The organism is Chryseobacterium sp. Chry.R1 (assembly GCF_039645525.1).
Lineage (GTDB): Bacteria > Bacteroidota > Bacteroidia > Flavobacteriales > Weeksellaceae > Chryseobacterium > Chryseobacterium proteolyticum.
Genome location: NZ_CP151793.1, coordinates 904,489 through 918,874, shown reverse-complemented (window position 1 = coordinate 918,874; position 14,386 = coordinate 904,489). Strand labels below are relative to the sequence as shown.

Here is a 14,386-nt window from a genome sequence, read left to right as displayed (position 1 = left end):
ATATTTTAGTATTCTAATATATGATAGATTTCCGCATTGAATTTACGTAGTTTTTCATCGCCTTTTAAATCTTTCAAAACAGATAAAAAGCTGAACTGGGCTACTGTTGCACCTTGTTTCTCTACCAATTTTGCTGCTGCTTCTGTTGTACCACCTGTTGCAAGCAAATCATCATGAATGAGGATTCGCTGCCCTTTTTTGATCTGACCTTCACGGGTTTCAATTTCTGCACTTCCATATTCCAGATCATATTTTTCAGAAACAATAGGAGGGGGTAGCTTTCCTTTTTTCCTGATCAGGATAAATGGAACTTCAAGGGCTACAGCAATAGCAATCCCGAAAAGATAACCGCGGCTTTCAATTCCACAAACAGCATCTATTTTTCCTTTACTGAATTTCACAAGATCTTCAATAACGTCTTCATATAACTTTGGATTTAGAAAAATTGGCGAAATGTCTTTAAACTGTATTCCCGGAATAGGAAAGTCAGGAACATTTTCAATGGTATTTTCCAGTTGCTTAATTAATTCCTTTGAGGCCATTTATGGGTTTATTTTGTAGCTGGAAATTTTCCAGTCACCATTTACATTTTTAAGTCCGAAAGTTACTTTTAGAGAAGTGGTTTTTCCATTCTTATCGGTAACATCATAAGTTGCATTCACGCTAGAGCTGTTTGCGTTTGTAGCATTGGTTGTAATGTTTTTTATACTTACATTTTTTACAGATCCAAATCCGGAAGTAGGATTTGAAAATGATTCATAGCTTCCCCAACTTGGATTGTTTGAAGCATCAAAAGCAGCTTTAAGATTTTGCGAACTTACATTATTTAGGAATTTACTTACTGTATTTTTTGGATCTGCAGCAGGTTGTTTAGGAGTTGCCGGAGATGTTGATGCAGACGGATCTGTAGAAACAGGTGCTGTTCCTGTAGGATTATTTGGATCAATTACAGCATTAGGATCCTGATTTACTACTGTAGAATCTGTTTTAGGAGGAGCCGGAACTTTCAAAGCTGAAGGGTTAACTTCAAGTCCTATTTTAGACATTTTGAATGTTTTTGCGGTTGTCTTAACAGACACCGTGATATCTATTTTATTGTCCACAACTTTTGAAGCGAGAAGGGATGAAAACTTTAAATTGAAACCTTTAAAGTTGTTATCAGTCATTAGGTTTTTGGCGGTAGAGAGCTTTACTCCATTACTGAAAACTTCCAGGGTTGTTTCTAAACCAGCTCCTGTAAAAGTAACAGGATTACCGGCGTTATCCACAAGCTTTGGGATAATTTGTATAGCAGTAGCTCCGTTTCCATCGTCAGCTGATGGTCTCGTTATAATACTTAATGAATTTGCCTTTACATCATTGGGATCTGTCTCTTTTGCTTTTTCGTCACCGAAGATATTCATTTCTCCTAATGACGGAGGAGCGGTACTTGCCCATTCGATATTATTTTTTTGAGCAACTTCATCTGCCATTGCCATAATTTCAGGAACTTTTTTTCCGTCGATCAACTTACCAAGAGCTTTTACCTCATTGATGTCACCATCAGCATCTACACCAAAGGTTTTAAGAATATAAAGCGCCTCATTAAACTTGATTTGTTTAATGGTAGACAGACTTGAAGCCATGTCATTGATACTTGACTGTAAAGTTTTTGTACTCGTAGCATCTACATGATCTTTCTTGCATGCTGTAAAAAGCAATAAACTAAAAATGAGTAGAAGAGAAAACTTTTTCATTTTAATTGAGTTTGATACAAATTTAGTAAAACCTTTATGAATAGAAATTTTTATTTTTTATTTCTTCTTCATTTTAGCTGATTGTAGTATCAAATCATCCTGTTCTATGGGTTGTATTTGTTAGGCTGTTCTTTTAGATCTCCTTTAAAGAATGAGCTGAAAATGCTTTGCATATTTGGAAATGAGGCGTCCTGCCAAAAAGATATTTTATAATTGCTGTTATCTTTATCAAATCTTACTTTATTGGTATCGTTATCATTTTCGAAGCTGAATTCGGTTGGATAGAAATTAGAATACACTATGATTTGATTGTAATCTGGCTCACTTTTATGTTTTAATTTAACAAAGGTGCGCTCATTGTATTCTAGAAAATCTCTTAAACCTTTTGATGATCCCTTTTCAAATGTGAGATTAAGGATTGTCCTGATATCATAAAACCGGAATCCAAGAAATGCGAATTCTTTCTCCTGTAAAACACCGCCGGAAATTTCGATCTGGTCTTTCCTGTCTCCTTTTAATTCTTTTATTTCAGTAATTTTTGTTTTATAATCTTCTGGATTTCCCAAGTGCTTAAGCTTAGGAAGATTCAGCGAGTTCCCATAATCCCATGATGAAGTTTGTTTTTTTTCATTTTTAGGATCTTCCAGACGATAGATTCTGTACTGCTGAACATTTGTACTTTTCAGCTTTTTACTTTTATTGTCAAAAATATAGGTAATTATTCCATCCGCATATGCATTAAGCTTATTATTAACCGTAACATAAGAGTTGAAATTTCCTTTGATGAAAATGTATTTAGCCGGTTTATTATTTTTGATCACGACTGTCTCAATTTCCTTTATCCGATCATTGAGTTTTATAATGTCGTGGTCAATTTCTGTGTAGGATAGTGTTGCTACGGAAAAATTGTCGTAAACCAATTGAAATTTTTCCTGAGAGGGATCCAATGCTTTTTTGTCTATTTTACCATCAATATCTGAATAAGCTAGGATGCTTCCATCTTTTCCAAAGACAGATACTTTTGGCAAGGGTCTATTGTCCTTTTCAGAAACAAAAGTTATCGTCTGTGAATGCATGAAACTAAAGATGAGCAGGAATATGATCTGTAATACATAATTTTTCTTCATAATAAAAGCTGTTTAATGGTTTGTATTCATATATAAAGACACCGGATTTTGAAAATAGTTGCCTGATACATCAATTATAATCATAAAAAAGACTGATTATTTAATAATCAGTCTTTTATAGTTTTTATTTTGTTACAAGTCCTTAGAAAGGATACTCATAAATTTCAGATTCATGTAAGAATGGGTTTCCTGTAGGAATCAATTTAAGTTTAGATAATGCAGTCATTACAGTAAACATAAATAACCCAACAATGAATAGGATAGATCCTAGGATCAGGATGAATACTTCAGGTGTATTCCAGTATGGTCCTACTGTTCCTGGCATTACCATATTGAAGTAATCTAGAATGTGTCCAAGGATTACAACTACTGCCATTGTAGTAACTACTTTATAGTTTCTCTTGATGCTGCTGCTTACTAATACCAATAAAGGTAATAAGAAGTTAATGATCAACATTGGCAGGAAAGTAGGTGAGTAGTGTTGGAATCTTCCAAAGAAGTAATTAACCTCTTCCGGTACGTTGGCATACCAGTAAAGCATGAACTGTGCAAACCATGTATATGTCCAAAGCATACTTGTCGCGAAAAGGAATACTCCAAGATCGTGTAAGTGGTTATCATTGAACTGTGGTAAGAAACCGTTCTTCTTAAGGTATACACTGATTAGGATGATTACTGCAATACCACTAGACAGGCAGCTAACCATAGAATACCAGATATACATTGTAGAATACCAGTGAGGGTCAATAGACATCAACCAATCCCAAGCCCATGCAGCTGAACAGAATCCAAAGAATACAATATATCCTACTGCCCATCTGTAAAGCATTTGGTAGTCGATTCTTGATTTAGTTTCATCTACTTTCTTTGAAACAGCTTTTAATTTCCATGCGAAGAATGATGCTCCGATTACATACAAGAACGTTCTGAACGCATAGAAAGGGATATTTAAGAATCTTTTTTTCTCGAATAAGATCACATCAAAGTGCGGAGAATCAGGGTTTGTTAACTCCGGATCCATCCAATGGAAAAGGTGACCATTGTGAGAAATGTTTAATAGCATAAGGATGATCAAAATAGCTCCCCCGTATGGAATATAAGAAGCAATAGCTTCCATTACTCTTGTAATGATAATTGGCCAACCTGCGTGAGCTGCATGCTGAATACAGTAGAAAAATAATACTGCACAACTTACTCCGAAGAAAAATACAGCTACAAAGTGTAGTGATGCCAACGGCTGGTTGTGAACCTGCAATTCTGCGTGTTCCAAATGGGCAGCGTGGTCCTGAGGTCCTACCATTTCACTTGAATGTGTAGGAGCATTGTGACCTGAAGCATGAACAGCTTCCATCATCTGTTCAATTTTCTCTGTGCTGATTCCTTTATTCAAGAAAAAACCAATACCAAATAGAACTAAACCTACAACAAGCAGTATTATAGAAATTGATTTTAATTTTGGTGAAAAAGTATACATTTCTTTTCTTATTTTTTAGTTTCGGTAGTCGTTTCAGTTGCTGGTGCCGCTGCTGTAGTTGCTGCAGGTGCTGCTGCTCCTTTTTTGAAAGCACTCATCACATACATTGCTACTCTCCATCTGTCTCCTGCATTCAATTGTCCTGCATAAGACCCCATCGCATTTCTACCGTTTGTTAATACATAATGAACAGATCCCACAGTAATTTCTCTATCAGCATAGTTAGGTACACCTGAGAAAGCACCGCTTTGTACGATTGGTCCTTGTCCATCACCTCCTGTTCCATGACATGCCGCACAAGTATGGTCGAATAACATTTTTCCTCTTTCTATATCTTTAGCTGCATTAGCTGGATTTAGAGGAGAAGTCGTCAACTTTTTTGATGCATCATATCCTGCATTATATTCGTCTGCATTTTTTGGAAGTAATCCTTCTTCAAAAATTCCGTCTTTATTTTGAGCAACACTTCCTTCTACTGGAGCAAGTCCTGTTGCATAGCTATTTTTAACAAACGCTGGAATTTCATTGTCATGATCTGAATAAGCATCTTTAGCCTTCATCAATGGATCATATGCTACCGGGAAATACATATCCGGGAAATATACCAGAGGTGCATTTTCTTTCGGTCCGCAAGAATTAAGTAAAACTGTTGTTAAACCTAAGATTGCAGTAATTCTTAATACATTCTTTTTCATTTTAAGCGTCTTTAACAGTTATTTCTTCAACTCCAGTCTCAATAAGTAGCTGTTTTACAGATTCTACATCCTCAGTTACAAATTCCATCATGAATTTGTCATCTGTAGTTCTCGGATCCGGATTTTGTGCCGGAGCTCCAGGATACATCTTGTTTCTTACCAAGAAAGTAAGTGACATCATGTGAGCAGCACAGAATACCATTAATTCAAACATCGGAACTACGAATGCCGGCATGTTGTGTCCCCAGTCAAAAGCTGGTTTACCACCGATATTCTGAGGCCAGTCATGATTCATTACATACCAGGTTACAGTTGCACCGATCGTAACACCATAACAAGCATAGATAAAAGCAGCATCAGAAATTCTTGTCTTCTTCAGACCTAAAGCTTTATCTAGTCCGTGAACCGGAAATGGAGTATAAACCTCGTTGATTTTTATTCCTTTATCGTTGAATGCTTTAACGCCGTTCATTAAATCGTCGTCATCAGCATAAAGTCCGTATACAATTTTAGTGGTGCTCATCTCCTTCTTTTGCTTTATAAGTTTCACCTGAGATTTTCAAAATCGATTTTAATTCAGCCTGTGCAATTACAGGGAATGTTCTTGCGTATAATAAGAATAGTACAGAGAAGAATCCGATTGTTCCTAAATATACACCTACGTCAATAATGGTTGGTTTAAACATCGTCCATGAACCTGGCAAGTAATCTCTTGAAAGGTTGATTACGATGATATCGAAACGCTCAAACCACATACCGATGTTGATAATTAGTGCTACAATGAAAGTCCAGATAATGTTCGTTCTTGCTCTTTTGAACCAGAAAGAAGCCGGAATAACAAGGTTACAGATAATTAGTGACCAGAAAGCCCACCAATAAGGACCTGTTGCTGCACCTGGAGAAAGATACGTAAAATCTTCAAATCTTGATCCTGAGTACCATCCTATGAAATATTCAGTTGCGTAAGCTACAGTTACCATACCACCTGTTACCACAATTACGATGTTCATAATTTCAATGTGATACATAGTGATGTAATCTTCAAGGTGACAAACTTTTCTGGCAATTAACAATAGTGTTTGTACCATTGCAAATCCTGAGAAAATCGCACCGGCAACGAAGTACGGAGGATAGATCGTAGAGTGCCATCCTTTAATAACTGAAGTTGCGAAGTCAAAGGATACGGTAGTGTGTACTGAGAATACAAGTGGAGTTGCCAAACCTGCTAAAACCAAAGATAATTCTTCAAATCTTTGCCAGTGTTTTGCTTTACCACCCCAACCGAATGCTAGGAATGTATAGATTTTTCTAGTCCAAGGAGTTTTAGCTCTATCTCTGATCATTGCAAAGTCAGGGATCAGTCCCATGAACCAGAAAACTGTAGATACTGAGAAATACGTAGAGATCGCAAATACGTCCCAAAGTAGAGGAGAGTTAAAGTTCCCCCAAAGAGAACCAAATTGGTTTGGAAGAGGGAATACCCAATATCCTACCCAAACTCTACCCATGTGAATTACAGGGAAGATAGCTGCCTGTACAACAGCGAAGATCGTCATCGCTTCAGCTGAACGGTTTACAGACATTCTCCAACGCTGTCTAAATAATAATAATACCGCTGAGATTAGGGTTCCGGCGTGACCAATACCTACCCACCATACGAAGTTGGTGATATCCCAACCCCAGTTAATAGTTCTGTTAAGCCCCCATGCTCCAATACCTGTTCCGATAGTATAAGCGATACACCCGAATCCATAGATGAATAGAACTAGGGCTGCATATAGTGATATCCACCATAATTTACCTGCTCTTTCTTCGATAGGTCGTGCAATATCTTCTGTGATATCGTGATAAGTTTTGTGACCAATAATTAGAGGTTCCCTTATCGGAGCTTCGTAATGTCCTGACATTTTTTACCTATTTATTATTTAAACTTTATTTTTCTACTCTGTTTCTTACTTTAGTGTGATAGAACACATTTGGCTTGGTTCCGATCTCTTCCAGTAAATAATATCTTCTGTTGCTTGAGTATAATTCTCTTACTTCAGATTCTTTATCGTTCATGTCTCCAAACGTCATTGCTCCGGTAGAACAAGCAGCAGCACAAGCACAAGAATTTTTAAACTCGTTGTCTGTTACTTTTCTGTTCTCTCTTTTCGCAGTTAAGATTGTAGCCTGAGTTTGTTGGATACACATTGAACATTTCTCCATAACCCCTCTTGTTCTTACAACAACGTCCGGGTTTAGTACCATTCTTCCAAGATCGTTATTCATATTGAAATCGAAACGATCGTTCAGGTTATATGTAAACCAGTTGAAACGTCTTACTTTATATGGACAGTTGTTTGCACAATATCTTGTACCAATACATCTGTTGTAAGCCATGTGGTTTTGACCTTGCTTACCATGAGAAGTAGCCGCTACCGGACATACTGTTTCACATGGAGCGTGGTTACAGTGCTGACACATTACCGGTTGGAAAATCACATCCGGACTTTCATTCGGTTCGATTAAGATGTCATATAGATTAGGAACATTTAATCCTCTTTCAATACCTTCTTTAGTTTCGATCTTTTCTTTAGCAGAATAGTAACGATCGATTCTTAACCAGTACATATCTCTGGACATTCTGATCTCTTCTTTACCTACAACAGGAACGTTATTTTCTGCCTGGCAAGCAATGATACATGCTCCACAACCAGTACAAGAGTTTAAGTCAATAGATAAGTTGAAGTGAGGACCATCAGTGTCATCGAAAGCGTCCCAAAGGTCTATTTTTCTTGCTGGAAGAGCTCCACTGATCGTGTGGTATTCCAAAGGCTTGTTCCATCCTTTGTGCTCGTCATCAAAAGCGACATTCAGATATTCTGTTAAAGGAACTTCTTTAGCGATTTCATAACGACCCATTAGGGTGTTTTGAAGCTGGATACCCGCAAACTCATGCTCTTCACCTGTTTTTTCTATTTTAGCATTAGAAACAACTAAATTAGAACCATCAAATAAAGGATAAGCATTTACTCCTGTATCAGCCGTTGCTCCGGAATTCTTTTTACCATATCCAAGTGCTAAACCTACTGATCCGTCTGCCTGACCTGGTTGAATGAATACAGGAACATCTTTTATTACAACTCCGTTTACCGTAAGGTTTACAATAGAACCATCCAACTGCATTCTCGCATTCAGATCATTTTTTATACCTAATCTGTCTGCGTCTTTAGGAGAAATAGTTAAGTAGTTATCCCAAGACATTCTTGTTAACGGATCCGGTAATTCTTGCAACCAAGGGTTGTTAGCCTGAGTACCGTCTCCTATAGAAGTCTTAGTGTAAAGTACTAATTCCAGATCGGAAGCCTTAAAGTTTCCTAATTCAGCAAGTGCCTGAGCAGCATTTCCTCCTGCATAAGATAATGTCGTTGCATTACTGGAAGGAACGATACCGTTATACAAAGCTTTGTTGAAAGAGGTACCTCCTAATATAGAAGAAGCACTAGCTTTTAAGTAATCATAGTAGTTATTGGCAGCATTGTTCTTACCATTTTTCCAGACCAATAATGATTCTTCAATCTGTCTTGATTTGTAAATTTTCTGGATAGTAGGCTGCATTAATGTATAAACTCCTGTCTGAGGCTCCATATCTCCCCAAGACTCTAACCAGTTGGCTACCGGAATAACAGCTTTCGCTGCTTTATACATTTCATTTTTCTTATCTGCAACAGCAATTACGTAAGGAACTTTTGTTAAAGATTTTTTGAAATCTTCTCCTTTTGGATGAGAATAGATAGGATCTACATTGTTTGTAATCAATACTCCAACCTGTCCTGCATTTACCCATCCTAAGAATTCCTGGTATCTTGCTTTATCAAATTCTTTTAAGAAGTTCGCTTTACCGGTGAAGGCAACCGAACCTAATTTTTGGTTAATTAAGTGTGCTAAAACCTGTGCACCTTTAGATCCGTCTGCAAATACGATAGCTTTGCTTCCTTTTGCCTGAAGTTCTTTTACGATCTCAGCAGCAATTTTATCAGAAGCAGCACCTCCACCTACGATTGCATTGTAAACTTCAACTAATGTTTTATTTACTGCACTAGGCTTTAGTCTGTATCTTGAGTCAGCATTTGCACCTGTAAGAGACATATTGGATTCCACCTGAATGTGTCTCAACATGTTTGCTCCCGGTTTTCTTGCTTCTGCATAAGAAGTTTCTAAACTTGAGGCATTGTAATCTCCTAAGAAATCAGCCTGGAAAGAAACTACTAATTCAGAACCTTTAAGATCGTAAACCGGTAATGCTCTTTGTCCGAATACTTCCTGTGCTGCATCTAATGCTGCGGAGTAAGGGAAAGCATCATAAGTTACAAGTTCTGCTGTAGGATATTTAGCTTTGAATTCAGCGAACAACTTTTTGAAAGTTGGTGAAGCAAAAGACTGAGATAAAAGAACAATCTTTTTGCCTGCTGACTGTGCTTCCGCCAAACCTTTAAGAACAAAATCATCTACTTTATCGAAAGTTTCGTCTTTACCGTCAAGCTTAGGTTGTTTTAGTTTATCATTATCATAAAGAGAAAGTACACTTGCCTGAGCTCTTGCATTCGTTTTACCTAATTCTCCTGCAGCCGGGTTTGGATCAATTTTAATAGGTCGTCCTTCACGTGTCTTTACTAAAACACTAGCGAAATCGAAACCATCAAAATATGTTGAAGCGTAGTAGTTAGGAACCCCAGGAATGATATCATGAGGTTTTACCACGTAAGGAATCGTTTTAATTACCGGAGCTTCACAAGCAGCAAGTGTTACTGCTGCAGTAGAAAATCCTAATAATTTTAAGAAATCTCTTCTTGAAGTACTTGATCCGTTCTGTTCAGCATCTCCAAGGAAATCTTCTACCGGAATTTCTTCCTGAAACTCTTTTTGAGCCAGCTTATTATTTAAAGCCGGGTCTTTAAGTTCATGAATACTTCTAAATTGTATTTTGTTTGAAGCCATTTATACTTCTAATTTTTAGTTATTAATAATGACATTTACCACACTCAAGACCTCCAATTGCATCTACAGTAATCTTACCACCATCTTTAGGGTATTGTTTTTTCAACTTGTCATGTAGATTCTTGAAGTATTCTTTATTATAACCGTTGTTCATATCAACCTCAGTAGTTCTGTGACACTCGATACACCATCCCATAGTGAAGTCATTAGCCATCTGAACAACATTCATTGTGTCTATTTTTCCGTGACAAGCTTTACAAACAACATCGATTTTGTTATTCGGATTCTTTTTGTTGAAAGAATTGATGATTGCCTGCTCACCCGCTACAACGTGCTGAGAGTGATTGAAGTACACGAAATCCGGCATGTTGTGGATTCTTGTCCATTCTACTGGTTCAGTTTTTCCTGTATACTGTTGTTTTGCAGGATCCCAACCTGTATGCTGATAAATCTTTTGGATTTCACCGTCATAGAAAGCTTTGTCTTTTCCTGGCTCCATATAGTGATCTGCATTGTATTCGGAAATTGTTCTGTGACAGTTCATACAAACGTTCATAGAAGGAATTTCAGAAACTTTACCATATTTAGCACTTGAGTGACATAGCTGACAGTCAATTTTTTGTTCTCCAGCGTGAATTTTGTGAGAGAAGTAGATAGGTTGTTCAGGCTTGTATCCTTTGTAAACACCGATCCACATTAACCAGTTCCAGATTCCATAGGTTGCAAGGATCGCTAAAATAACCAAAGCTCCTTTACCTATATAGTGGTATTTTTTATAGATTTCACTGAATGAACGAACTCTCGTTTCATTAAGCCCTGCTAAGTCTTCTGACTGTCCTAATTTAACTAATTGTCTTAGTTTAAGTAAGATCCATACCAGTAAGGCTGCAATTGCTAAAAGTGAAATGATAACAACGTTTGTTGTTGTTTTGTCGGTTGCTGCAGTTGCGGTAGCATCTGTTGCAGTGGCAGCTCCTGCTTCCGGTTTTTTCTCTTCCGGAGCCGGAGGATTAGTTGTAAAAGCTAAGATGTCATCGATATCCTTCTCTGTAAGATTAGGAAACTGAAGCATCTCAGTTTTATTATATTTTTCAAAAATCTCATTGGCGTATTTGTCTCCAGAAGCTCTCAGAGCTTTGTTGTCCTTGATCCACTTGTGAAGCCAATCTCTGTCTACACCACCCTCTGTCTTTACTCGTTCTACAACTCCTTTCAAAGGAGGTCCTATCACTTGTTTATCCAGAGCGTGACATGCAGTACAATTCGCTTTGAAAAGTTTCTCACCGTTTTTAGGATCGCCGTCTTGCCCGTAAAATGAAGCACTGGTTGATAGCAATAAGCCTATTGCGATCAACGTTTGTTTATAATGCTTTCTCCAACTAATCATTTAAATTATCTTATGTTAGTAAAATATTGAACATTCAATCAATCCCGCAAAAATAATATTTTTAACAGGAATTTAACGGCATATAGAAAGGGGAAAATATCATTTACGTTTAATTTGTATTGATTCTAAATAACTCAGTTTGGTATAATTTTTTAATTTGTATAAATTTGCGCAAACAAGTTTAAATGAAAAATTTAATCAAAATATTGTCGGTACTATCCTTTTTTGGATTTTATGAGATTGAAGCCCAGCAGGTTGTAAAGAAGGATACATTGTCCGGAACCGAACTAGTAATGTCAATGGATCCTAAGGTAAAAGATGCTTTAGAGAGTCTCGAAGACAAATGTTCAAGAGTTGTAACCACTACAACACCCCGGGATAGTAGTGACGAAACTTACACAAGACCTACAAAAATATATGTTCCGAATAGGGAATTGACCAATGCGGAAATCTGTAGAAAAAACCCAAGAATTTTAGGGTATAAAATTCAGATTACAACTGTGAAAAGTAACGATGAAGCGAATGAGATCAAGTCGTATTTCAGAAAAAGATTTCCTAATCTAAAGGTGGAAACCGATGCGTCTTTGAGACCTAATTATAAGATTTTGGCAGGAAGTTATTTCACGAAACAAAGTGCTTCTTCGGACCTTTCAAAGATCAGAGAATACTTTAAATCTGCTGTTGCAGTACAGTACAGAATATTTTGTGCAGAGGCTAAATAATATAAGCTATATGATAAAAAATAAAAGCTGAGAAGAAAATCTTCTCAGCTTTTTTATTGATAATAAGAATCTAAGAACCAGAAAAACTCTGTCATCCTGAGGTAGTTATTAACTCCCAGATAAACCAATAATATTCCCAATGTAAGTGTCAGGAATGAGAGTGCTTTCGGAGAAGACCGATAAGAGTAGAACAGCCAGCCTAGAAGTATCGGATAGACAAAAACAAAGTGACCGCCATAGATGTAAGACGTATGTAATCCGAATCTCATAATGCAGTGGATAATAATATCTACAACAAAAGAGATCATTACAACTTGTACCAGTTTATTTTTGAAATTTCTGAAATAACTCCAAAATATAAGACTCAATAAAAGGGCAATAAATACGTAAGGAACCCACGAAGAATAAACATCCATAATAAGGCCTTTGAAATGAAAGCCTTTCATATTATGTTTATCACGAATGATAAAATTGGAAAAAAGAATATTGCCTCCAAAAAAATACGAAAGGATCATGTCCCAGGTTGGGGTAGACTTTACATTAGAGAACTTTTCATATTGTTCGTTCGTCTTATTGAAGATATTTTTATATTTAAAGTCTATCCGGTTTAGGTATAGCAGTATAAAGCAAATACAAGTAATTGCAACTCTTAGTGCAGCATTTCCAAATTTCTTCCATTTTGTAAACAGGTCTTTTTCGAATAAGACAGGAATGAAAACCTTAAAAATGTTGGTAATAGTAAGTCCTCCCACGGAAACTCCAGCGAAAACCAGAGCGAGACCAGATATTTTCTCTTCTTTTTTAAGTTTAATGGCCGCATAATGGTTATAAAGACAAAGAAGAAAAAATGTATAAGTAAAGTTTTCCGGAGTGAAAGAAAGGAGGATGCTTGTTGAGAAAAGCCCGAAAAAAAGAATAATAATAAGGTTGATCATCAATGGTATTCTGATGATGTTTTTTAAATATTTAAATACTTGTAATATAGCTAAACTTATCGTGGTTATGCTAAACCATGCCAGAACTAACCTAAAGGTAACATCCATTTTTCCGTTCGAGATTAGAAAAGCGAACTCTCTTATCCAGTTAAAAAAGTAGTAGGATAAAGGATGTCTTTCGAAACTACCACCGGTCATCACAATTGAACGATTGTCAAAACTGAAATAAGCATCCCAAGGTATTCTGTTATCAAAAATGATGGTGTAATTAATAGCAATGTAAGATCCCAGTATTCCATACAGAGAAAGAAAGAAAAGAAATACCCATAGCTCAGTGAGTGAAGAAGGAAATATGAGTTTAAAAAAATGGATTAGTTTCGTTTTGAAATTCACCTGTTTAAAGTTTTTGCAAAAGTAAAATAAAAAACTCACCAATTCCGGTGAGTTTTGTTTCTATGTGTAAAAATCATTTATTCTTTGATGACTTTTTCTGAGGATGATGTCCCATCGTTAAATTCGATCTGCATCAAATAATTTCCTTTAGGGAGTGAAGAAAGATCTGCTTTTACCGAAGCCGTTTTTAAAACTGATTTTCCTGAAACATCAAAAACAGATATTGACTTTATTTTTTTGTCTGTTCTGATTTCAACTTCTCCTTTTGTAGGGTTGGGATAGATGCCTGTTTTAGCTCTAGAAGAAATCTCATTAACAGATAATGTCCCGCTTGCTAAAATCTGAACGTCATCTATTGCAACAGCATCAGCATTATTTCCGGTGTATTGAAATCGTACTTGTACATTTGTTTGTCCTGCATACGGAGTTAAGCTTTTTTGTACAGCAACGGTATTGTATAAGTCAGTATCTTCGTCGCCATCTCCGTCATCTTGAAACCCTGGTTCTGTGTCTTCAGTCCACACAGTAGTCCAAGTAGCTCCTCCGTCGGTTGTAACCTGAGCAATTAGATTACCTAAATTTTGATTAATCATATAAGACCAGCCTACCACAACATTGAATTTTAAAACAGGATTTGTAGTCCCAGCTAAACTAAAAACGGGACTAACTAAGTTTGCGGTATTTGCCTGAGCAATCCAATCTATTGTTGCAGAGTTATTTCCTGTAATAGTAAAGGTGTCTCTTAGTTGAATTGCTTGTGCTGATGTTCCAGGAAAGTTTGTTGTTGAAAGATCCCATGGTCGTGTCGAAACAGTACTTGATCTGGTCCATCCGGTTGGAGGAAAAGTTGTTCCCTCAAAATTCTCTGATAACAAAGTTTGAGCAGTACCCATCATACTTGTTAATAATATTAAAGATAGTAAAGTCTTTTTCATAA

At 36.6% G+C, this 14,386-nt stretch carries 12 protein-coding genes; 1 reads left to right on the top strand and 11 read right to left on the bottom strand.

Translation table 11 applies throughout. The features are described from left to right. Window positions 1-5 precede the first annotated feature (5 nt). The 9 genes from AAEU33_RS04245 to AAEU33_RS04205 form a co-directional block, all read right to left on the bottom strand. A complete protein-coding gene (locus AAEU33_RS04245) occupies window positions 6-542 on the bottom strand; it encodes an adenine phosphoribosyltransferase (protein WP_345991024.1) in 537 nt (178 codons plus the stop codon). After that, window positions 543-1,736 carry a hypothetical protein gene (locus AAEU33_RS04240; protein ID WP_345991023.1) on the bottom strand — a complete coding sequence of 398 codons (1,194 nt, stop codon included), beginning with the start codon at window positions 1,734-1,736 and terminating at the stop codon, window positions 543-545. A 104-nt stretch (window positions 1,737-1,840) separates the two neighbouring features. Next, window positions 1,841-2,863, bottom strand: coding sequence for a hypothetical protein (locus tag AAEU33_RS04235; protein WP_345991022.1), 1,023 nt, complete (start codon window positions 2,861-2,863; stop codon window positions 1,841-1,843). A gap of 142 nt (window positions 2,864-3,005) precedes the next feature. Then, complete coding sequence (locus tag AAEU33_RS04230) at window positions 3,006-4,337, bottom strand: quinol:cytochrome C oxidoreductase (RefSeq protein WP_172282008.1); 1,332 nt, start codon at window positions 4,335-4,337, stop codon at window positions 3,006-3,008. 8 nt (window positions 4,338-4,345) lie between these two features. After that, window positions 4,346-5,032: a cytochrome c gene (locus tag AAEU33_RS04225; RefSeq protein ID WP_345991021.1), complete on the bottom strand. Its 687-nt coding sequence runs from the start codon at window positions 5,030-5,032 to the stop codon at window positions 4,346-4,348. Between the two features lies 1 nt (window position 5,033). After that, complete coding sequence (locus AAEU33_RS04220; protein WP_122546000.1) at window positions 5,034-5,555, bottom strand: DUF3341 domain-containing protein; 522 nt, start codon at window positions 5,553-5,555, stop codon at window positions 5,034-5,036. After that, window positions 5,542-6,939, bottom strand: a complete 1,398-nt coding sequence (gene nrfD, locus AAEU33_RS04215; RefSeq protein ID WP_172282012.1) for an NrfD/PsrC family molybdoenzyme membrane anchor subunit — start codon at window positions 6,937-6,939, stop codon at window positions 5,542-5,544. Before nrfD ends, AAEU33_RS04220 begins: the two co-directional genes overlap by 14 nt. A gap of 25 nt (window positions 6,940-6,964) precedes the next feature. Beyond that, the gene (locus tag AAEU33_RS04210; RefSeq protein WP_345991020.1) at window positions 6,965-10,012 is read right to left on the bottom strand and encodes a TAT-variant-translocated molybdopterin oxidoreductase; all 3,048 of its coding nucleotides are present in this window, start codon (window positions 10,010-10,012) and stop codon (window positions 6,965-6,967) included. A gap of 22 nt (window positions 10,013-10,034) precedes the next feature. Further along, on the bottom strand, window positions 10,035-11,399 hold the full coding sequence (locus AAEU33_RS04205; protein WP_172282022.1) for a c-type cytochrome: 1,365 nt from the start codon (window positions 11,397-11,399) through the stop codon (window positions 10,035-10,037). Window positions 11,400-11,584: 185 nt separating this feature from the next. Between AAEU33_RS04205 and AAEU33_RS04200 the strand changes: the two genes are divergently transcribed. Then, window positions 11,585-12,121, top strand: a complete 537-nt coding sequence (locus AAEU33_RS04200) for an SPOR domain-containing protein (protein ID WP_172282024.1) — start codon at window positions 11,585-11,587, stop codon at window positions 12,119-12,121. Between the two features lie 53 nt (window positions 12,122-12,174). Here AAEU33_RS04200 and AAEU33_RS04195 read toward each other — a convergent pair whose 3' ends face one another. Together AAEU33_RS04195 and AAEU33_RS04190 are read right to left on the bottom strand one after the other, a co-directional pair. Next, a complete protein-coding gene (locus AAEU33_RS04195; protein ID WP_345991019.1) occupies window positions 12,175-13,449 on the bottom strand; it encodes a DUF6080 domain-containing protein in 1,275 nt (424 codons plus the stop codon). Between the two features lie 77 nt (window positions 13,450-13,526). Beyond that, complete coding sequence (locus AAEU33_RS04190) at window positions 13,527-14,384, bottom strand: T9SS type A sorting domain-containing protein (RefSeq protein WP_345991018.1); 858 nt, start codon at window positions 14,382-14,384, stop codon at window positions 13,527-13,529. Window positions 14,385-14,386 lie beyond the last annotated feature (2 nt).